At 45.6% G+C, this 22,843-nt stretch carries 14 protein-coding genes; 1 reads left to right on the top strand and 13 read right to left on the bottom strand.

Annotated features, from left to right (window positions below):
- Positions 1–37: 37 nt before the first annotated feature.
- From ACBP55_RS12640 to ACBP55_RS12590, 11 genes are all read right to left on the bottom strand, one after another.
- On the bottom strand, positions 38–1,489 hold the full coding sequence (locus ACBP55_RS12640; RefSeq protein WP_464644886.1) for an IS1182 family transposase: 1,452 nt from the start codon (positions 1,487–1,489) through the stop codon (positions 38–40).
- Between the two features lie 103 nt (positions 1,490–1,592).
- Positions 1,593–3,101, bottom strand: coding sequence for a glycoside hydrolase family 13 protein (locus tag ACBP55_RS12635; RefSeq protein WP_464651973.1), 1,509 nt, complete (start codon positions 3,099–3,101; stop codon positions 1,593–1,595).
- A 34-nt stretch (positions 3,102–3,135) separates the two neighbouring features.
- On the bottom strand, positions 3,136–3,969 hold the full coding sequence (locus ACBP55_RS12630) for a sugar ABC transporter permease (RefSeq protein WP_464651971.1): 834 nt from the start codon (positions 3,967–3,969) through the stop codon (positions 3,136–3,138).
- A gap of 18 nt (positions 3,970–3,987) precedes the next feature.
- The gene (locus ACBP55_RS12625) at positions 3,988–5,286 is read right to left on the bottom strand and encodes a sugar ABC transporter permease (RefSeq protein WP_464651970.1); all 1,299 of its coding nucleotides are present in this window, start codon (positions 5,284–5,286) and stop codon (positions 3,988–3,990) included.
- Positions 5,287–5,299: 13 nt separating this feature from the next.
- Positions 5,300–6,583: a sugar ABC transporter substrate-binding protein gene (locus ACBP55_RS12620; RefSeq protein ID WP_464651968.1), complete on the bottom strand. Its 1,284-nt coding sequence runs from the start codon at positions 6,581–6,583 to the stop codon at positions 5,300–5,302.
- A gap of 238 nt (positions 6,584–6,821) precedes the next feature.
- Positions 6,822–8,480 carry a DUF4855 domain-containing protein gene (locus ACBP55_RS12615; protein ID WP_464653305.1) on the bottom strand — a complete coding sequence of 553 codons (1,659 nt, stop codon included), beginning with the start codon at positions 8,478–8,480 and terminating at the stop codon, positions 6,822–6,824.
- 120 nt (positions 8,481–8,600) lie between these two features.
- Positions 8,601–10,271, bottom strand: coding sequence for a response regulator transcription factor (locus ACBP55_RS12610; protein ID WP_464651966.1), 1,671 nt, complete (start codon positions 10,269–10,271; stop codon positions 8,601–8,603).
- 29 nt (positions 10,272–10,300) lie between these two features.
- Positions 10,301–12,034 (bottom strand): sensor histidine kinase, encoded by a 1,734-nt coding sequence (locus ACBP55_RS12605; RefSeq protein WP_464653304.1) that lies wholly within the window; start codon positions 12,032–12,034, stop codon positions 10,301–10,303.
- Positions 12,035–12,076: 42 nt separating this feature from the next.
- A complete protein-coding gene (locus tag ACBP55_RS12600; RefSeq protein WP_464651964.1) occupies positions 12,077–12,961 on the bottom strand; it encodes a carbohydrate ABC transporter permease in 885 nt (294 codons plus the stop codon).
- Positions 12,962–12,992: 31 nt separating this feature from the next.
- Positions 12,993–13,898: an ABC transporter permease gene (locus tag ACBP55_RS12595; protein ID WP_464653303.1), complete on the bottom strand. Its 906-nt coding sequence runs from the start codon at positions 13,896–13,898 to the stop codon at positions 12,993–12,995.
- An 82-nt stretch (positions 13,899–13,980) separates the two neighbouring features.
- Complete coding sequence (locus tag ACBP55_RS12590) at positions 13,981–15,663, bottom strand: extracellular solute-binding protein (protein WP_464653302.1); 1,683 nt, start codon at positions 15,661–15,663, stop codon at positions 13,981–13,983.
- Between the two features lie 243 nt (positions 15,664–15,906).
- Here ACBP55_RS12590 and ACBP55_RS12585 point away from each other — a divergent pair, with 243 nt between their 5' ends.
- Positions 15,907–16,734, top strand: coding sequence for a sugar nucleotide-binding protein (locus ACBP55_RS12585; RefSeq protein WP_464651963.1), 828 nt, complete (start codon positions 15,907–15,909; stop codon positions 16,732–16,734).
- 78 nt (positions 16,735–16,812) lie between these two features.
- On the opposite strand, the gene ACBP55_RS12580 is transcribed toward ACBP55_RS12585, so the two are convergent.
- Together ACBP55_RS12580 and ACBP55_RS12575 are read right to left on the bottom strand one after the other, a co-directional pair.
- Positions 16,813–17,598, bottom strand: coding sequence for a DeoR/GlpR family DNA-binding transcription regulator (locus ACBP55_RS12580; RefSeq protein ID WP_464651961.1), 786 nt, complete (start codon positions 17,596–17,598; stop codon positions 16,813–16,815).
- A gap of 79 nt (positions 17,599–17,677) precedes the next feature.
- Entirely contained in the window at positions 17,678–22,834 is a 5,157-nt protein-coding gene (locus ACBP55_RS12575) for a DUF2341 domain-containing protein (RefSeq protein ID WP_464651959.1), read from the bottom strand.
- Positions 22,835–22,843: the final 9 nt, after the last annotated feature.

The raw sequence follows: 22,843 nt of genomic DNA, 5'->3' as shown, positions 1-22,843 counted from the left end.
TTCTTTCGCTGTTTTTGGCCTTTTGGGACTTTCAATTTTAATCATTTAGCTTCAAGATTCGTTTTAGATTCACCGCAAAAATCGCCATTGCTCCCTGAAGTTCCATACCTAATAGACCCGCGGAAGTGGCTACATCATACCCGTGTCTGTGCTTCAATTCACTGTTCTTCGCTTCAATTTTGTAGCGTTCTTTCGACTTCGCTTTGAAATCTTCACTCTCTTGAAATGCCATTTGGTCGGAATGTTCGTCGGACTTTATGCTGACGGAGTAGCTCTTTGACTTGGCTCCTTCCTTGTAACACCCTTCCCGAAGAGGACATCGCTTACATTTCGACACATCAAAATAATAGGTAGTCACTTGGTTCTTGCTGACACCTTTTTTCCCCTGCCTCGCTTTTCGCGTCGCCAAATGACCTGCTTTGCAAACATACAAACCTGCGTCTTTGTTAAACTCAAACTCCTCTTCTTTTTTCCGGTTTCCCTGGGTAACCACGGGATTCAGTTTGGCTATTAATTCAATATGGTTTGTATTGCTGTAGATGAGATTGTCCTTCTCCGAGTACGCCATGTCGCCGATCACTGTTCGGACATCCATGCCTGCCACTTTACTTTTTTCAATGAGTTCTTGTAGTTGCTTACCGTCGTTCTTTTCACCTGTTGTAACGATGGCTGCTGTAATAATTCGTTCCTCGGTCATGGCCAGATGTGTCTTGTACCCAAAAAAAGCGGAGTCCGCACTCTTGTGCCCAACCCGTGCGTCAACATCTTCTGAAATTCGAAGCTGCTCTACATCATCTAGAACGGTTTCCTTCAACATGTTGAGGGTCTCTTGAAGTTTGGGCACTAAAGCAATACCTAGCTCATTTTCTACGGTATGTATGAGTTTTTGGCAATAACTGATCTCATCTTTCAAATCTGCATTGGTATTTTTGGCTGGGAGCTTGCCCTTTAAGCTTTCATCTATCATATAGAGAGCTTTGCGCACCTTACGTGCCCGATCCTGCAAGATTTCTTGAGGAGACTTCTGGTTGTAACGCGCTTTGGTGTGGGTGGCATCAACAATAATAGCCTTGCTCTTAATAATTCCCTTTTCGGTGGCAAGTTGCACAGTTTTCTGAATGAGCAAATCCAGCAAATTCATGTCTTTCAAACGAAGTTTGCGAAATTTGGTCAAGGAACTAGGATCCATAACAGGGTCTTCTGGCGCCATTCCAAGAAAATATTTGAAGGACATATCGTAACGAGAACGGTCAACAATGTCCACATCGGACAAATCGAAAATAGCTTTCAACAACAAGTATTTAAACATTCGGATTGGATCAATGGCATTACGACCATTATCGAGACAGTAATTTACCTGAAGTTCTTCGTATATGAATGTAAAATCCACGAGTTCATTTATTTGTCGAAGCAAATTATCCTTAGGCACAATCAAATTATAGAGTTCAACATAAGGACTTAACAGCAAAGTTTGTTGTTTTTGGATCACTCGACTCACCCTTATTCCAATGATAATAAAAGTATACAAGAAAAAGGTGCAGTCTCCTCACATTTTTCGCGAGAATACTACACCTTTGTTTGGTTTTACTTTTTCAGTGGCCTCCTTGCAGTGCAAGATGTTTTTTTCTCAATGAAATCAAACTCCGATAAAAATCAAGAAGTTCGTGATTCTGTTCCTCCACGTCCCAAATCATCGGTCTTCTGCAATCGGGGTCTTGGCCTCCCCTCATCCCCACCTCATCGCCGTAATAAATACATGGCACGCCGAGGAAAGTAAACTGAAACAAGACGGCAAGCTTGAATCTATTCTCGTCGCCACAGACGGTAAGCAATCTAGGCGTATCATGACTTCCAAGAATGTTAAAGGCGGCTTCGTTTACCTGCTGTGGATATTGGGGTAACAAGCGATTGATCTGATAGGAGAATTGCAGCGCATCGGTCGTTTCTTTTGCAAAAAAATCAATGATGGCTTCCGTAGCCGGGTAGTTCATGACCGCATCGAACTGATCTCCTCGAAGCCATGGCATGGCATCGTGCCAAATCTCACCCAAGATATAGAAATCAGGTTTGACCGCTTTTAATTCCTTGCGAAATGCCCTCCAAAATTCATGGTCAACTTCATTCGCAACATCCAATCTCCACCCGTCAATATCGCACTCTTTTATCCAATATTGTGCAATGCCCAGTAAATATTTCCTGACTTCCGGATTCGCAGTATTTAACTTCGGCATATGGGACTCGAAAGCAAAACAATGATAAGACGGCCTTGGTTCATATTTAAGCGGATATTCTTTGATGTGGAACCAATCCCAATACGCAGAGTCAGGACCTTTTTCGATCACATCCTGAAAAGGGGCAAACCAAAAACCGCTGTGATTAAACACCGCATCAAGGATTACGCGGATGCCGCGATCATGAAAAGCATTGACCAACTTTTTCAATAATGTAGTGTCACCGAAATGCGGATCCACTTTTAAATAATCGGTCGTATCGTATTTATGATTAGTCTCCGCTTCAAAGATAGGAGTAAAATAGATGGCATTTACACCAAGGGCGCTAATATAGTCGATACGGTCTAATATGCCTTGTAAATCTCCCCCGTAGAAATCATGCGGACCCGGATTGGCATCCTCCCATGGACGAACATTGGCCGGATCATTCGATGGATCGCCGTTCGCAAATCGTTCAGGGAAAATCTGATAAAAGATAGCTTCTTTTACCCACCCCGGCGGCTTTAAAACTTCACTCGACCAAAGAAACGGATAATCGAAAAATTTCAGCGGATCCTTTGGTTTCTCCTTGCAAAAGCCGCTCTCCGTATACCAAAACGTTTGACCGCTCGAAACTAATTCAAACGCATATCGTAACCTAAAGTGCTCAGGGGCGATTTCCGCTTGCCAATAATCGAACAGCTCATCGCTAGCCATCTTATATAGTAGCTTCTCACTAACGGTTTTATCCAAATCATACTTATCTCCGTGGATGGCTTTCACCATTTGAAGATCGTCTTTCTTTGTCCGCAACCGGATATGGATCAAATTGTCATCATAGGCGTAGCAATAAGAATCAGCAGTTCTATGGTAAATCGCTTCAAATATCATGGCAGTCTCCTTACGTATGATCTACTTTCCTCCATCACCCTTTGTCTGCCCCTGACGTAATTCCGTTAATTAAATACTTTTGGAAATACATATACAGAACAGTGATAGGTAATGCCACAAGCACAGCGCCGGCAGCGAAAAGCGTAAAGCTGGAATTCGTTTCGTTGGCCACCATGTTATATAAGCCTTGGGCTAAAGTCATTTTTGCTGATGATCTCAACACGATTTGCGGCAAAATAAAATCCATGAATGGCGTAATAAAACTGTTTAGTGCAACAAAGGTAATCGCCGGTAGCGATAAAGGAAATATAATCTTAAAAAACACATCCGTATTGCTCGCTCCATCGATAAAAGCGGCTTCTTCAAGACTTTTCGGAATGGTATCGAAATGCCCCTTCATTACCCAAGTCCCCATCGAAATGGACCCTCCGGCATAAATGAGGATTAAACCCAGATGGGTATCCAACAATTTCGTCTGTAATAACAAAACAAAAATCGCCATGACGGATAAGAAGCCAGGAAACATTTGAAGAACCAACAATGTCATTAATCCTTGTTTTCTGCCCTTGAAACGAAATCTTGAGAATGCGTAAGCCGTCGCCGCAACAAGGGCTGTCGACACAATGGCATTCGAAATGGCGATCTTTATTGTATTTTGATACCACAGCACAAAATCAGTGTTCCTAATAAGATCAATGTAGTGAGCGATAGTTGGCTCATCAGGGATCATCTTACTTACCAGTAGAGCATTACCCGGATTAAGCGACGTCCCAATAACCCAAATGATCGGATAGATCACTGCAATAAGCAAAACGGCAAATACCGTGTAAATCCCTGTTACAATCAGGTTGGATTTTAATTTAGACATTTAGACCAGATCCTCTTCCTAGACTGACTTCATCCGCTTATAATTCCATAAGGAAAACATCGCAATAAAGATAAACATAATGATAGACACAGCGGAAGCCATATTAAATTGACTTTGATTAAGCGTCATCTTAAAGATCCACGAGATGAGAATATCCGTGCTTCCCGCGTAATAATAAGCAGGACTATCCGGTTTGCCATCCGTAAGCAAATAAATCAAGTTGAAGTTATTGAAATTAAAGGCAAATTGCATAATTAATATGGGCGCGGTAGCCAGTAAAACAAGCGGAAGAGTGATCTTGAAAAACTTTTGCTTTCCTGAGGCGCCATCTACTTCGGCTGCTTCGTAAAGGTCGCGCGGCATAGTCGTTAAAACACCCGACATCAGAGCCATAAGGAAAGGCGTCGAAAACCATAAGTTAACGCCGATAATCGTAACTTTTGCCATGGTCGGATCGGATAGCCAGGGCACTGGAGAAAATCCAAGTTTGCCGATTGCATCATTAATGGGACCAAACGAACCGTTCAATAAAACCCTGAAAACCAATATAGAGATGAATTGCGGGACTGCCCAAGGTAAGATAAAGACGGTTCTCCAAAATCTTTTGAATTTAATCTTAGGATGATTCAGCATCAACGCCAGTATTAACCCGCTCAAAAAAACAGTTGTGGTAGAAGCCACAGCCCATACAATATTCCAAACGGTTATGCCAAAGAACGTGAATCTCCATGCTTTTTGCGCAAATAAATCATAAAAAGTTCTAAAACCTACCCAATCTACTAAGGATCGATCAGGAATATGGGCGGGAGCCGAATAGTTCGTAAAAGCAATCAAAACATTGAAAACGAGTGGTATAATCGTAACAAAGAGTACAAAAAATGCCGCTGGCAGTAATAATAGATAAGGGAAATTTCTAAACTTCGCTTTTCTAACGGAATCCATGAATCCAGGGACACTGCCTCCTTCATCCCTCAGTCCCCCGTTTTTCTTGGCGTCATAAATGTTAATCAAATAGAAGCCTATGAACAAAAGGATAACCACAAGTGTAATTAGACCGTTAATTAACATAAAAATGGAGTGATCGCCATGAACCACTTTCCCATTGATGATTTGGGTAGGCACATCACCTAACGTGATTAAGCCCATAATCCCTTTATATGCAATGGGATAATAGTTCCAGAATAACAATTGAGCCAAGATGATGAATACGAAGCCTTTTAAATATTGTTTGTTATAAAGCTGACCTAGACCGATAAAAACCGTGGAGCAAATTGCGGCTATCGTTCGATGTCGAAGGGCGCTTTGATTCAAATCCATACGTAAGACCGCCTTATTTCTTAGTCTTCATTGCTGTCTTAATTTGTTCTACCGCGTTATTCAGGACGGTTGTCGGATCCCCATTGTCGTTCCAAATGGAAGCAAGTGCAGCACCTGCGGGCACCCAAACATTCCCCATCTCCGGTATGGACGGCATTGGCGTCGAGTATTTCGCTTGTTCAAGGAAAGCCGATGCATTAGCGTCCATCGTGATGATCGGATCATTCATCATGTCTTTTCTTGGAGGCAGTTGGGTCGTCATTTTAAACCGATTAATTAAATTCTCTTTACTTGTTGCATAACTAGCAAACAATTTCGCAGCAACCGGGTATTTGGTATACGAATTCACATACAGCGCTCTAATGCCTGAAAAGCTTTGTGGATGTTCGCCATTTGGCAAAAGCGGCAGCGGCGCTACCCCATACTCAAAGTTCACTTTGGACAAACCGGCCATTAACCAGGGTCCATTGATGACAGCAGCTGTTTTCCCTTCTTGGAATAAGCCTGTAATGATATTATCATTGATGTCATTGACGTTTAACGGAAGTATTTTCTTTAATGATTGAAAGAACTTCGCCCCTTCGATCGCTTTGGGACTATTCAGACCAATATCAGTTGCATCCGTACCATTCTTGCCAAATACATAGCCGCCGTAACCCGCAAGGAATGAATAGGATTGATACAACTGTCGTACATCCCACATGAAGGCGTACTTTTTGTTTTTTGGATCGTTATAGCTTTCTGCAAACTTCATGATTTCATCGTACGTTTTCGGAGCCTTTTCCATCAATTTTTTATTGTAAAAAAGCGCATAGGTGTCAATAGCTGTCGGGAACCCGTATAACACGCCTTTGTAGCTAACCCCGTCAATCGCCGAAGACATGATTTCATTTCGCATGCTTTCGTTATATACATCATTCTGTAAAACAAGTCCCGCTGTAACGGCATTGCCTAATTGATCGTGAGGTGCAGAGAATACATCAGCCCCTATTCCAGCAGGACCATCTGTCGTAAGTTTCTTCACAGAGTCAATAGCAGGAACCACTTCTACCTTCACTTTAACGCCATATTCTTTTTCAAAGGTTGCTGAGATCGCTTTCAAGTAATCCAATTCAGGCCCTTTGGACTCCCAAACTAGCAGCTCAGCTCCAGCCTCTGGTTTAGCTCCTCCTTGCTTTGTGCTGTCTTGTTTTACTTGACCTTGCTCTGGTTGGGTTGATTTTTTCGTACAGCCAACGAGAAATGACAAGCTGAAAAGAACAACAATAATAGAAGTAATTAACAGACGTTTGGACATTCATATTCCCCCTCTAATTTTACTGAATCGTTTAAGTACCTAAACGTTTAAGTAACAACACAATTATAATAACTTTTAATCCCTACCCAAGTCAATGAAAAATTTATGGACTAGAATACTTTCCATGAAACCGCGTTTAATGCCGATTATGCGAAAAAGGCCGGGCGGGCTGCCGATTTCTGCAGTTCCCGATTCATCCCCAGCCCTATACTTTTTTTACCAGCGCATCTGCTTGCCGTTAATTCGAATATGTCCCTTTGGTGAATCGGTAAAGCGAGTCATACAAATTTCGAATTTCCGGATCTGTGCTTGTTGCCGAATTCTTCAGAACGGGGCCGCTGCCTTTGTAATAGGCTTTAAATGCATTTCGCATATAGCCATACTGCACGCCGCCTTTGAGATAATCGTAGAATCTGTCGCGGAACACTTTATCAGTCAGCATTCGGTCATCAAACTCCATTTCCATACCCATTCCGTAAGACTTGGCAATCGTTGAAGCATCTTCCATACGGTCAACATTCAACTGTTCAAAGTAATAGTTCGGTTGAAAAGCAGCTGCATCAAAGCCGACATCCTGCCACATAAAGCTTTTGTACGCCAGGAAGTGAGGGATCCAGAACGCCTTGAAGCCCTGATCGTGAACGAGTTTATTGACTAAACGGAGAGTTTCCGGTCCCGTCTCACTCGTACTAACCTGCTCATCCAGCCAATACATGCCGACAAGCTCAAGATTGGAATAATTTTGTACGTTCCAACGCTTCTTAACCTCTTGAATCCACCAACTAACGGCTTTCTGTCTATTGGCCAAAGCCGCCTCTTTGCCTACGATGCCCTCATTGAAGTTCTCCATTATTCCGTCGCCGTCCACATCGCCGAAATCGGATAAATACTCTCCCGGATTCGGTATCATCATAACTACTTTTGATTTATGCTTCGGCTGCCCAAGTTTCTCTCCGACTTCCTTGGTCGCCTCGTTGAGTTGACGCAAGTCACCTTGATCGGAGAGCGTCTTATCGAGATACCATTTCCAGTCTGACAGGTATGAACCACCGCCGCCAAAATCGCGCCCTTGAGGTGTCATCAATCCGAGCATAAGGAAGCCGTCAAAGAACCAATCGACCGGTTTCCCCTCCTTATTGATATAGCTAATTTCGGGAATCAACTTCTCCTTCGTCCAGTTGCCTTCTCCGTTGGCATAATAGCCATTATATAAGAGCGACAAATTGGAAATGCCTGCAGTGTCTTTACCTGGTTGCAAATAAGTGAATGGATCGGCATGTACCATCTTTGCCCCCTTCGCTTTGCCATCGGTCCCCCAGATCTCGATTTCGTCTATGAACGACCAGGCTCTAGGATGCATGGAGAACGTCACTTTAATATATCGGGCATACGCCATCGTCGCGTCATGGCCAGGTTTCTCTACGCCATCCTTGTTTCCGTCCCAAACATAGTATTGATCGACAGGAGGTCCGTCGCTCCACAGATGCTCTGTTGCTTTATTGGCTAGCGTCCCCCAATGCTGCTTATCGTCGGAAGCGTACATGGAAACCGTCAGAGGAAAGAGAATGGCCGATCCCGGCCAGTCTTGCAGGAAATGGGCTTTAATGCTGGAGATGGATTTGGAACTTCCCAAATCAAACACGATTTCACGAGTTTTCTTATGCAAATGTCCCGTCCATGCAGGATCCAACACGTTCAAGCCGCCAATTATTCCATCCGTAAGCTTATTCCCGGTATCCGGATAACTGGATTCCGGTGTCTCCGACCACTCATAGCTTAAACCTTTGGCAAGATTGCGAAGTTCCGGTTGCTTCTCGGCTGCATGCACATCAGGCATTAAAGCGAACATCATCACCATACAAACAGCCAGGGATATCCATTGTTTCATCAAATTCATCATTTCCCCTCCTAAAATAGGTTCACTATAATAACGCTTGAAGAGGCCTCTTCACTATTCATACTAAAAGACCCGTCCCTGCATACAAAGAGATAACTTCTTACTTTTATATACACTTGTTTACTTTATCCGCAGCATTCTGAATTCTTGGGGTGTCGTTTCGTTCTGCTTCTTGAAGAAGCGGATGAAGGCCAGTGCGGAGTTGTAGCCGAGTGCGGCGGCGATTTCGTTCACTTTCATGGTGCTGTCAATGAGCAGCTCCTTTGCTTTCAAATTCCGGTAGTCGATGATGTAGTCGGATAACCCGATACCGGTCATTTGCTTGTAAAGTCTGGAAAAATACGACGGATTCAATCCAACGTGGTCCGCGATCGCATTTAATGAAATATCCGTGGAAATGTGGGCTTCGATGTACCGGTGCGCTTTTTGCACTACTTCCGCCGGAAGCACCGCGCCTTGGGCTGCGTTCCAGTCGAACAGACAGTCAGCAGTTTGCATAAAATATTGCCTTAGGGAAAGCCAAGAGTCATTGTCGCCGTACTGGAACAACGTAGCCAAATCATGAACCTTATTCAAATATGCGCGCATCTGTGAGCTTTTATTGATGTAAGCCAGAAATACAGCTGCCATAGAGTGATAGAGCTCCTTTTTACGCTCATACGGGCTGTTTTCCTCACTCCAAATCTCCGTCAATTCCAAGTAAAGCTTGTAAAATTCTTCCCGGTGGCTGTTCTCCAGGGATTTGGCGAGCAGCTGCACGCGGGTATAATGGAAAAAATCGTTCTGCTTATCCGCTGCCGTGCCTTCCTCTGACCGTCTGATGTCGGAATCGCTCAAAATAACCTCGCTGGACAATCCCATTCCGTACACAAATCCATATTTCAAGCTATGAAATCTTTCGAAAACACCGCTCCACGCTGTATACTCGCTGCTTAGAATAAAAGAGACTGGCAGCTGCAGCAGCTTCTTGCACGTACGCTGAATCTTCTCGAGCATGCCGCTTACATACGTGGATGTTTGTTTCCACAGTACATCGGATGAATCTTGTGGTGTTGGCGCATCGTTCACGTCTATGGGCTGGATGAACCATACGATTTTGGACTGGTCGTACACATAGGAATAACTGCGCACGCGTGGCGACAAGAACTCCTCGGTAACATTTTGCATGGCGTAAATAAGCAGCGCTTTATCCGGAGCCGTTATCATGTCCCTCCAACCATCGACCCTTCCAAGCAGCAAAAAAACCGGCATGTCCGCCCGCAGCGGCATATCGATCTCTTTAAAATGGTTCTCCAATTGGCTGCTCGTGACAGATTTACCTTGAAGAAGTCCAGAAATGTAATCTTTCTGGAGTGATGGCAGTGCCAGCCGCATCCGGTTATTCGCTCTTTCAAACATTTGCAGCTGATCGTATTCCTCTTCGAACTTCTCGATCGCCCGCTGGACAGAACGGATGATTTTCTCATCGCTTTCGATCTTCAGTAAATATTCGAAACTGCCGTATGTGACGGCGCTCTGCACATAATGGAAATCGTTATAGCCGGTTAGAAAAATGACCTTACAAGCCGGCCACTGGGCTTTAATTTCCTGCAGCAGCTCGATCCCTTCAAGACCGGGCATTTTAATGTCGGAAATAACGATATCGACCCGGTTGTTCTGAAGGACCTCCAACGCCTCCTCGCCGGAATAAGCTTTCAGGATGTCGAGGTCCATATCATGTGATTGTTCAAAAAGCTCAATCAGACCATCCACGATGATCGGAAGATCGTCGACAATAAGCAAACGGTACATACCTACCCCTCCTCTGGGAAATAAGCGGCTTAACTGCTGCCGAAATGAATCCTCACTTTCAAGCCGCCCAGCGCGGAACGCGCCATCGTGATACCATACTCGGCTCCGTAGCGAAGCTGGATTCTGCGATGAACATTGACAAGGCCTGTCGTCTCTTCGAGACGGCCTTCAGACCGCTGCAAACGGGTGTTCAGCCGGTCGATCTCTTCATCTGTTACGGCGCTCCCGTTATCCTCGACATAGAAAGATAGGCTCTCTTCGTTCTTCTCGAAGTGTACCCAAAGTTCTCCCTCGGTCCGCATGTTGCCAAGCGCATGCTTGTAAGCGTTCTCGATGATCGGCTGCAGCACTAGGCGAGGGACGGAGAGCTCCGGTACATCGCTGTCAAACCTCACTTGAATGCGATCCCCGTAACAGACTGTCTGCATGTCTACATACGTGCGGGAATGCTTCACTTCCAACGCTAGCGGGATTTCGTCTTCACCATCCCTCGTAATGAAATGAAAATATTCACCGATGTACAAGCAAAACTGGTACGCTTTTTCCTTCTGTCTATCGGACTTGATCAACCGACACAGGACAAAGAAGCAGTTGTATAAGAAATGCGGATTGATTTGCGATTGCAGCCGCTTGAGCTCCGAACGCTGGTTGCGGATTTGCTGCTCGTAGTTTTCTTCGATCAATGTTCGGAGCGACCGAATCGTGTCATTAAAGGCTTGGTACAAATACCCGAATTCGTCATGCCCGCGGTCGATGGTGATCGGTATCAGCCGGTTTTGCTGGACGTGGCGGAACGAATAAACAAGCCGCATGAGCGGTTTATAAATGAGCCTGAACAGAAAGTAGGAGAAAAATAGGCCGACAACAACGGCGAGCGCGCAAGCCCACCAAAACCATACGCGGTAGGTTTGAATCGGACCCAGTACATTCGCTTCGGGAATCAAGCTTATCGAGTAAGAGTTCCAGAGCGGAGAATACTTAAACACCGACAAATAGCTTTTTCCCCCGTAACGGACTGTTTCGTAGCCTTCCTTCTTACCTTCTGCCTGTTTTTCCTTGATAAAAGCCTCGACCGTCTCCAGCAGGGCCGGATCGTCATCGCTCTGGATATGCCAGCCACGGTCCAAGCTTAGGAGGATGCTTCGGCCATCGAGCGAGCTGCCGATTTGAGCCAGCGATTCCTTGATTTTACGAGCGGACAACTCGACTCCGACAACGAAAAGCGGCTCACGCCGAGTATTCGCCGGGTACTGCATGGAGATGAACAGCCGATCATTCCAATAAATGAACGGTTCCTCGTATGGCCTATTTTTCGGTTGCATCGCCGCATATTCCAGCCTGTCGATCGACGTGTCGTATTGGATGCTCATCAGCGTTCGATCGATGGAAGGAATATACGCTTTCGCTTCCTGAATAAACGGGCTGGAGTCCTTCATCAACACAAGCCGCTTCTGAATGCCCAGTATTTTCTCCGCCCGTTCGTAGTGAGACAACTCATTGCCCGCAGCAGCTAATTCGATCAAATCGTCATCCGTCACGTATTTGGGCAAATATCGCACGATCCGGTCCGCCTCCTTTTCAAGCGAGTCCAGGTAATACCCCGTCGTATTTAGTGTCGACTGAGATATTTCCTTGCGGATGCTTTCCGCGCCTTTCTCGTTGATCAGCCATGTAATGGCCATAAGCGGCAGCAGCACTACCATGAAGGCAGCCAACATTTTTTTGAATATGGAAGAATCTCTCAATCGGAAAAAGCGCTTCATCATTCGTTCACCTGCTAAGTTTTGGTAGGGAATCCTGAATGTTTATTCTTTGACACTCCCCATCACAATTCCTTTTATGAAGAAACGCTGCAAGAACGGATAAACGATCAATATGGGAAAAGCCGCGACGAATATTTGCGCCGCCTTGCTAGTCCGGTCGGACAACTTGCTGATCAACTCTGCGTCCTGTGTCTTGAGGAAGCGGAAATCGAGTTTGATAATGATTGTTTGAAGGAACGTTTGCAGCGGATATTTGTCGGGATGGTTCATCAAAATCATGCCGTCGAACCAACTGTTCCAGTGCCACACCATCGTAAACAGTCCGGTCGTTGCGAGCGCTGGAAGAGCTAAGGGAACATAGATTTTCCACAGTGTCGCAAAATGTCCGGCACCGTCAATCCGTGCCGATTCTTCCAGTTCTTTGGGCAGGTTCCTGTAAAAGTTAAGCAGCAAAATAATGTTGAACACCTGAAGCGCTCCCGGCAGCACGAGCGCCCATATTGTATCGATCAATCCAAGCGATTTCACCGTCAAATACCATGGGATGAGACCGCCGCTGAATAAAATCGTGAACACGAACACCCATACGTAAAATGTCCTTAGCCGAAACTGCCTCTCATCTTTCGATAATGGATAGGCAGTCAGAATCGTCAAAAACATACTAATGGACGTTCCAAGAATGAGCCGTTCGAATGAAACCCCAAAAGCGCGCAAATATTCAGGCTTGCCGAATACGTTGTCATAAGCAGCCGTCGTAAAGTCGACAGGCCATAATATGACCTTGCCGGCGGCTGCCGCCGTCCCGTTGCTGAAAGATAAGGCCAATATATGAATAATGGGCATCAAACAGGCAAAAGAGATTCCCGCCAAAAATATGACATTACCGCTCAAGAAAAGCCGCCGGCCGAGTGGCATTTTGTAACGCATGATGTCTCCCCTCTCTTCCCCATAACTCTATTTAGAAAATGCGATAATTCGCAAAACGATAAGCGAGGACATACGAAACCGAGATAAAGATGAACGAAACGATCGATTTCAACAGCCCTACCGCCGTAGCGAACCCGAACTGAGACTGCTCGACACCCATCCGATACACGAACGTATCGATAATGTCGGCGCTTTCGTATACTTGCGGACTGTACAAGTTGAATATTTGATCGAAGCCGGCATTGAGGACGTTACCAATGTTTAACGTAAACATCAGCACAATAATCGGCAACATGCCCGGAATCGTAATGTTCAGCGTCTGCTTCCAGCGTCCTGCGCCGTCAATTTCCGCAGCTTCATACAGCGACGGATTAATGCTTGTCAATGCCGCCAAGTAAACGATCGTACCGTACCCGAACTCTTTCCAAATGTCCGAACCGACCATTACATAAGGGAACCAACGATTATTTCCCAGAAAATAAATCGGGTCGATTCCAAGCAAACCAAGCGCTTGATTGAGGACCCCGGTTGTTGGGGAAAGCACATCGATCAATATGCCGCTCAGAAGTACCCAGGACATGAAGTGCGGCAAGTAAACGAGCGTTTGGAACGTTCGTTTGATCCATTCCCTGCTCATCTCGTTGAGCAGGATAGCAATCGTAATGGGTACGAATAAGCCTGCAACGATTTTCATGACAGAAATATAAATAGTATTGAAAAAAATTCGACCGATGTCGGGATAGACGAACATATAATTGAAGTTTTTCAAACCGACGAACGGAGAACCGAACAGACCTTTGGTCGGAATATATTTTTGGAACGCCATGATAATGCCTGCCATTGGGACGTAACTGAAAACGATGACAAAAATCAGTCCCGGGATCAGCATCACATGTAACGGCCATTCACGTTTCCACATGCGAGAAATCAAGTTCATCATGCACCACCACCTGCTTATATTCCCCTGCTAAGTTTGAATAGAAAGAGGGATCGTACCTGATCCCTCTCCCTGAGAAGAACTATTTGTTCTTCGCGTACCAGTCATTCACTTCTTTGGTGATTTGGTCTCCGCCAAGCTTCTTCCAGTCGGCGACAAATTTATCGAACTCATCAATCGATACCTGATTCATAATAATTTTGAAAAATACTTCATCGCGCTTCTTCTCGAGGATCGCATTCTTCTCCACCATCGTTGGCGTTGGGGCACCGTAAAACTTCGTTTGTTCAAACTGATTGTTCTTTTTCATATCTGGAATAAGGGAGTAGGAGCCCTTCGGACCTGAAATCCAATATTCCCACCACATGCTCGTATCGCCGTTTACATATTTCATAGCCCGCTCGTATCGGGACTTCTGATCTTTCGTCTTCGCTAGACTCGCATCTTTGGCTGCGATCGCCTTCGGCAGCACTTCACCGTTATTGTTCGATAAGCTGCCAACCCTGAGCGGATTAAGCAACCAGTAGTTACTTTTCTTTTCCACTCGGTCTTTACCAAACTCGTAAACTTTGTTATCTTCCGTTTGATTGTTATCCACGACAATCCATTGATTGAGCAGCCTCATGACGGCTTCCGGATTTTTCGCTTTCTTTGACACGACGTAATATCTGTCGCCGCCTATCCCGATTTGTGCTTTGGCCGGCTTACTATCCACGGAAGGAACCGGATAAACGCCCCACTCCTGCACTTGTTTGCCGTCTTTGATCGCGCCGGTCGCAAGGTGCGCCGGCACCCATTCGGCGCCATATACAAGACCAATGTTGTTACCGAAAATGAGTTCCGATTCCTTTTGCGTGTCCTTCACGGCAAATTCCGGATCGATCAGACCTTTTTTGAACATATCTTGCAGCGCCTTGAGCGCTTCTTTCATTTGCGGCTGTACGTAACCCTTGACAAGTTTGCCGGTACCGTCATCAATCCAATGATTGGAATCCGCATTCGAGTCCATATAGGCATGGTAGCCATTCATGAAACCGATGAAGCCGGTTGCACCGTCTTCTTTCATATCCTTGTTGAATGCAATCCCGTAAGCTCTTCCAGTTCCTCCAGGATCCTTCGTCTTAAACGCTTCCGCGATAGTCATCAGATCCTGCATCGTTTTCGGCTCCGGCAAATTCAGCTTCTTGAGCCAGTCGGTACGCACGTATAGAAACTGGGCGTAGTACGGATTGGACGTGCTCGGAATGGCCATCAGCTTTCCGCCAAAAGTGGCCGATTTCATTTGGGTACCGCCGTCCGCTTGCATGAATTTTTTGGTTTCCGGAGTAGCGAACTTATCGTAAACGCTAGTAATATCCATAATCATATCCGCTTCAATCAGTTGCTGGAGCTGAGTAGCATCAACGAGCATAAAATCAGGAATATCGTTCGAGGCAATTGCGATCTTGAGCTTTTCCTTGAACTGGTTGTTATCTGCGGCAACCCATTGATTCGTAATTTTGACCCCGACGTCTTTCTCGTAGGCTTCGTACACGGAATTTTTGTCGAAGCTTTCACCTGCGTCGAATTTCAAATACGGATCGCCTTCTCTGATTGTGGACACCTCAAGCACTTTTTTCGAATCCGGCGTTTGTGCTCCAGTTGCAGCTGCTGTCGCGGACGCGGACGGTTGCGGGCTATTCTCCGGTTTGCTGCTGCACGCCGTTGCGGCGATAAGACTTGTAATCAAAGCAGTAGTGAGAACTTCCTTCCCTCTCAGTTTCATTTTCATACGACCCCTCCCATTTGGCTCAACATGTTCCTCCGGATGCTGTACGCGTTTCAACTTCCTTCGATAGTTTTAAGTATAAGAAAAGAAACAGGATCCTTCCATATACCAGTGTTTACTTTGATATACACCTCTTGACGGCGAATTGACAATTATCGATTTACGTAATAAAATATTTTTACGTAACATAATATTTGTATTTCGAAGACCTCTCTAAATCAGCAAAGGAGATAAGACGAAATGAAAATAATCATTTTCGGAGTAAGCGGAACAGTCGGAAAAGCATTAACTAAAACTCTTACAGGTAATCATCACGATGTTTATGGAAGTTATCATTTGAATAAACCGTCATTTTTACCTTCAGAGCGTACAATTCAGCTTCCGATTGGTGAACTTGATTTACTGGACAAGTTCTTATCGCAAGTCAATCCCGATTTCGTAGTTATGGCTTTGCGCGGAGATTTTGTTAAACAGCTTAAGTTTCATGTGAAAACTGCTGAATTCTTAAGAAATACAGGTGGCCGAATGATTTTTTGTTCCACCTCTAATGTATTTGATGCAAGTATCGACTCGCCTCATTTCGAAGAGGATCCCCCCTCCGCTGCCAGTGATTATGGACAATTTAAAGCGGAATGTGAAAGTGAATTGGCTGAAATACTTTTTGATAAACTTACCATTGTTAGGATTCCAGCCCTTTTTGGTCATGATACACCTCGAACTAACGAGTTGAGACAGCAGCTTCAGGACGGAGAATCAATAAAGATCTATACCAATTTGTATTCGACCAGGAATACCGATCAGTTATTATCAATGCAGCTTACCTATTTGATGGAACAAGGGCTATCGGGCATTTACCACCTTGGGACTACCGATATCATGAATCATTCAGAATTCACAAAAAAACTTTTGACACGTTGGGGTTATACGAATGTTGCATACGAAGAATTAATGCAGGATACTTTTTCCTCCATCATTCCCGAAAAATATGATAACTCTCTTTTGACGAATAATCCCTTGCCGAAAAAACTCCAAATAAACCACGAGCAGTTGATCGAATATTTATCTTAGCAATGGCAAAAAGAAAAGTTCAGGCTCCTACTGGAAAATTCCCAATAAGAGCCTGAACTTTTTGCCATTACATGAACGTCATTCGCTTGTTATCCAATATATGTCCTTTTGATCTATCGTTTCCTTCCATTCTTTAGGATATGGCATGTCGGAGACAATGACATCAACCTGATCGAGCGGCATAATATGAACGAAAGCTTGGACGCCGATTTTTGACTGATCTGCCAGCACAATAACTTCTCGTGCCGATTTGGCGAACTTTTTCGTAATATAGGTTTCGTTCAAATCATAATCGGTCACACCGCCCGTCAGAGAGATACCTCCGATGGACAAAAAGGCTTTATTCAAATAAAACTGTTCCATGACTTGTTCACAGAGTGGACCTGTGAGCGATTGCTGTTCCGGATTAAGCTGTCCACCGAGTAAAAAAACCTTACCGGAAAACCGGTTGCTGTTCAATGCTTCAGACAGATAAGAGGCAATCGGCAGCGAGTTTGTCAAGATTGTCAAGTTGCGTTTGCCTTGGATGGCTTTCGCCAACTCCATCATTGTGGTCCCTACATCTAAAGCAATCGTATCCCCATCCTGAATAAGCTGCGCAGCACGTTCCCCGATCTTTTTCTTTGCATCAACGTACAATTGTGTGCGCTGTACAAAGGTAGGTTCGCCGTTTTCATAGCTGGCGCGAACAGCTCCGCCGTAAACCCGCTTAAGGTGTCCCTCTAATTCCAAGGCATCGAGATCTCGACGGACCGTCTCCGAGGAAACGCCAAGTTCGTCCGCCATAGGCAGAACTTTGACTTTTCCATCACGAAGCAATGTTTGCAATATAAGCTCTCTTCTTTCCTGGCCCAACAACGACAAGATCGATACACCACCCATGGATACATATATGTCTCAGTATATTAAAATTGCTTACTTTTTCCAATAGGGTGCACAGGATTTATTCATTTGTATGAAATAAGAAATTATGGATGGCCTGCGTTCCCTCTGCTCGTGTCGCTGTTCCTTTAGGCACGAACGATTCTTCCGCGCGCCCATTCATCAAACGCAATGAGGATGCTGAAGCTATCGCTTCTTTCGCCCAATCATCAACATCGCTCCAATCGGCAAAAGCTTTCCTGGTGTGCGGCGCCTCCGCCCCGCCATTTTTGACTTTCCAAGCTCGTATCAGCATAGCAGCCATCTGTTCTCTGGTAACTTGAGCCTCAGGAGCAAAAGTAGAGTCGCTGACTCCATCCACGATGCCAGCTTTCAAAGCAACTGCAACTTCTTGCGAATACCAAGTGGTATGCGGAATATCTGTGAAGGGGCTGCTGCCTGTCTTCGGCAGCTCCAGCGAACGAGCGATCAGAGCGGCAAATTCCGCACGAGTAATCTGTTTTTCCGGATTAAAGCCTTGTTCGCCTTGATCGGCAACAATGGGATCGACCACCATGGAATCGAACATGTTTCTTGCAGCCAAATCTCCGATCACATCCGAAGCCCAATGACCTTTGACGTCGAAATAGTTTACATCCTTTTGTACGATGACAAAGTCACCGCTGCCACTCGCCTTGAACTGCATGTGGGAAGGATCTGCAGAAGTATTAAGAGACTGTAAGATGAGTTGACCGTCGTTGCTGATGCGGTATAATCCAACTCTTTTACTGTTAAACCCTTGCTGCAAAGGCATCTGAATATCGATCGGTTCAAGTGGAGCCGAAGAGCCCCAGGCCAAATGAATCATATCGGATGCAGGCTTCACGCGCAAAGATGAATGAGATTCCAAATCTTTCAGAATATCCATATAATCGTCGTTCCATACACTACCCGACACTACAAGTGCCGAATCTTTATTGGGCTTGTCAGATACCAAAGCGTTAGCAGGTACTTTCACTGTTCCCCATTCGAACTGAACAGCAACATGCGATGCCTTGGCCTGATCCGCATTCAAGTAAGGAAGCTCTATCTGTACTTTGCCTTTCTCAACTTGCACGATGATTGAATCCGTACCGTTGTTAGCAGTTAGCTGACTTGCCTCTACTTTTTGAATAAATTTGTCGTCCGGATTTGTCTGAACAGGTGTCGGTATATAGCTACCCCCACCTCCTGTTTGTGGTACAGTTGCTGCAACAACCTGAATTTCGCGACTAATCTCTAACCCTTTAAATCTTGCTATAATCGTTGCACGGCCTATACTTAATGCGGTCACTTCTCCTTGAGCATTCACCGCTGCTACGGACTCCATGCTGCTCGTAAATTGAACACCGTCCTGAATCGGAACAAAGATCTGCTTGTCACTATACCGTCCGCTTATGGTCGCTTGGCCTTTCTCTCCAACTTTAAGTGTATCAAGGCCGTTAATCACCAGTGATTCCAATGTAGGATCAGGAACTGGCTTCGTTACGTCCGCTTTCACCAATAACTTAAAGCTTTGATTGAGGGACTGATAGGTTGCTGTGATAAGCGTTTCTCCTGCTTTCAAAGCGATTACTTCACCAGTCAATGGATCCAGCGAAGCAACAAGCGGGTTCGTATTGGTCAGTATAAGCCCTGGTGCCAATGGTTGACCCGCTTCCAGCAGCTTTACGGTCGTCTTGTTGCTATAAGTTGCTGTGACTACCGTTTGCTGGCGCTCTCCAACTACAGCATCCTTTAAACCGGTCAGCTCTATCGATTGAATGATTGGCTGCACCGATGGCAGCGCTTGGACAATCAGACGATAGGACGTCCCAATGGAACCCACTCTCGCTGTGATATCGGTCTGCCCTTCGGCGAGCGCCGATACGAGTCCATTAGAATCAACCATTGCTACCGCAGGATTGCTGCTGGTCATAACGTATCCTGATGCAGGCACGATACTCCCGTCTGTATACGTGGCTTCTACGACCGTGCTTAGCTTTTGTCCTACTTTCATGGGAGCCAGCCCGTTCAATCGAATGGATTGCAAAGCAGGAACCGCAATGGAAAAGCTGCTTTCCTCCGTTTTTACTTTATGACCAAAAGTGTCCAAAACCTCAGCAAACCAGGTATAGGACTGGCCCGGGTTTAAGCCGCTCCATACAAAATTAGCCATGCCAGCTGCAGCAGAAACCGGAACCTCATTCAACGGTTTCTCACTGACCTTACTTCCCGTAATGCCAATGTAACCAGTAGCCAGCTCAATAGGCTCGTTATTCCACTTGATCGGCATCGTATAAAACTCATGCTTCTGCTGGAAAAAGCCATAATTGTCGTTCGTAATCGGCGAATAAGGTACCATGTAAATCTGCTGGCGTTTCAAATCGAAATACATCATCCGCATGTACGCCGCACCGCCAAGAGCCGCATCCTGATAGTCGTGCAGCAGCTCATAGACGACTTTGCCCCCGATACGTTTAACATTATAAAAAGCGGATTGGTTATGACCGCATAACACCATGAATACGTTACTGTTCGGTTTGACAATCTGGTTCATAATGTTATTTCCGTCATAATCATCTTTGCCGTAGGTACCTTCGTACAGCAAGTACTCATGTACCGCCAAAATTGCTTTACGGTCTTTGTACTGCTGTAATACCTGATTTGCCCAAGCTATAGATGTCGCGTCAAATCCGCCCCATCCCATATACAAAATGATGAAATCTACACCGCTAGCCGAGATCAGATCGTAATGGTTCTTGTTCATGCTGTTATATGCGGTGTAGTACGGCTTGCCATTGAACAGCTTGTCTTGAAAACGGAACGCGCCAAAATACTTACTATACAGCCCATCGTTCATATCATGGTTACCTTGAATAACACCATAAGGAATTCCTGCGTTATCCAAAATTTTCATACTATGATCGGCGTTCTTCCATTGCGTTTCCTGGGTAGCCGTGTTCACGATATCGCCGGTATGAATCACATACTGGATTTTTTGAGTGTCCTTGTTATCTGCGATCCACTGTGTTTCGGCATCGTATACACCTGGAAAGGACTCCGCTTCGAGCTGTGTGTCCGTCATCCAGACGAAAGAGAAATCGAAATCGCTCGGCGTTGGATTTTTGCCTGGCAGCATCGTATCGTGCTGCGTAGCGGCCACATACAACTTGGCGACCTTCGTGGAGCTGTTTACCATCGTCGTTATATCCAAGGTGCCTGTCAATTTAAAATCACTATTGTCCGCATTTCCCAGCTTTGAAGCGATCAGCACCCATTTGCTGGTCGAATAGTTCCATGCGAACAGCTTGACGAGCTCCTTCGAATGACCTTCCCATGTCACATCCAGCTGACTGACGCTGTTCAAATCGCTGTCAATTGTCAAATCAAAGCGCTGGTAAGGATAGTTCGACAACGACTTGCTGCTGTAATAAGCGCCATCCGACGATTTCATCTGATCATAAGCGCTTGGCGGTAATGCCGTCTCGGAAGTAATGGTGGCGTTGGTTGGTGGATCCATCGTATCCGTACGCTCATAGGCGACATCCGTGGACACTTTGGTGCTGTAATCTTTGACGAACTTCATGTCTTTCTGATAAAAGTTTACATTTACCGGATCTCCAGTCGGTGACTCTGCCTTCACTTGCAAATTGACATCGCCGCTTGGCTGAATCAATGTCCCATTGGCTCCTTGCGGCGCAGCTGAAGGGCTCAAATTACGTCCATCGATTGTAAAGGTCACCGTTTTACTGGTCTTAGCTGAAGGATCGGTTTTGGAGACGGCCTCGACCTTCAACGTATGCGCGCCGCCTTTAAGTTGACCAAGCATCGATTGAAAAGCTTTGAAACTGCCATCCACAACAACGTCCGGCTGGCTATCCAATTGATAACGAATCGTTGACGCATCGCTGGTCACGCCTCCGAAGCTTAAGTCTGGCGAATAGTACACGGCTCCCTGCTTCGGTTGAATCAGGGTAAGCTGCATCGCGCCTTTCGATTCTTTGTCGCCAAAGACGACAAACCGGCTACCCTTGCTCATGATTTGGTAATCGGCCAAAATCCAAGCTGCGCTGCGAGCTTGCTTCGAAACCCTGACTTCGTCTACACCGCCACGGTACCCCCCGCCTGCAGCTCCGGCATCGGATGATTTACTGATCGTGAACGGCGTCGTTGACGAACCACTTGTCGTAATCAACGCTCCGCTGCGGGTTGTAGCTGCCACGAGCGCTCCATCGCGATAAAGCTTGAGATTATTGCTAGCTTGACTTTGATCGTACGTCAACGTCAAATAGGTCCAGTCTGCCGTCACAGCTCCCCCGTCCAAGTCCGGTGCCGTGCTGCCGTTTTTGCTTGGATCGGCATCGTTCGTGAACAAATTAGCGCTCCATTTACCGCCGCCAATTTTCATAAAATACGCCTGATTTAGCGCATCAGCACTTCTCTTTCTTGCAATGACGTAGTAATTGAGCGAGTTTACTTCGTACTCATTCGCTCGCACCCAGGCGGAGATCGTAATCTGACCTTGCCCATCGCCAACGTTGCCGTTTGTCGCTCTTACATAACCTCGATGACTTTCGTAGTAACGACCTACCATGTTGTAACGAGGATCCTTCGCTTCCAGCGTATAAGAAGGCCCGCTTGAAGTTGCGCCAATTGCATTCCGTAAACCGGTATTGTTGTTCACGCTCGAGTCTATATACTGCTGAACTTGAGCAGGGTGATAGAAATAGTCGGCGATCCTGTCCGGGAAATGATACACTAGCAAATAATTCGGATCCCACACCTGCTTCGGTTGAAGGTTAATCGTTGAGCTGCCGCCATAATACAGCCAGATATTATCCGCGCTGGATTGGGCATGGATGATAGGGACTTTAACCCAAATCAAGCTCTCTCCCTGTGGATCCCATTTTTCAACCTCGTATGGCAGCTCAGACGACTGATCTGCCGAGTAAAATCTGAGATCGTTTGACGCAGTTACCGAATAATCGATTTTGGTAGCGTCGAGTTTGACCAATACGGGATAATTTTGCAAATCTTCCGTACCAGATGAATTATCGAAGCTTAGTTGAATACGGTAATTCCGGTCTCCATCCGCCCATGTTGAGGGAGCGGATGCGGCATTTGCTTGAAGACTTAACATTGGCAGCGCCATTTGGCATAGGAACATGAAAACGACTAGGAGTGCTATTATTGGCTTGAAATGCTGAATTCGCAGCATGGAAGATCC

It is taken from the genome of Paenibacillus sp. WG02 (assembly GCF_055396115.1).
The sequence above is the reverse complement of the archived record's forward strand: the minus strand, read 5'-3'. Positions and strand labels throughout refer to the sequence as shown.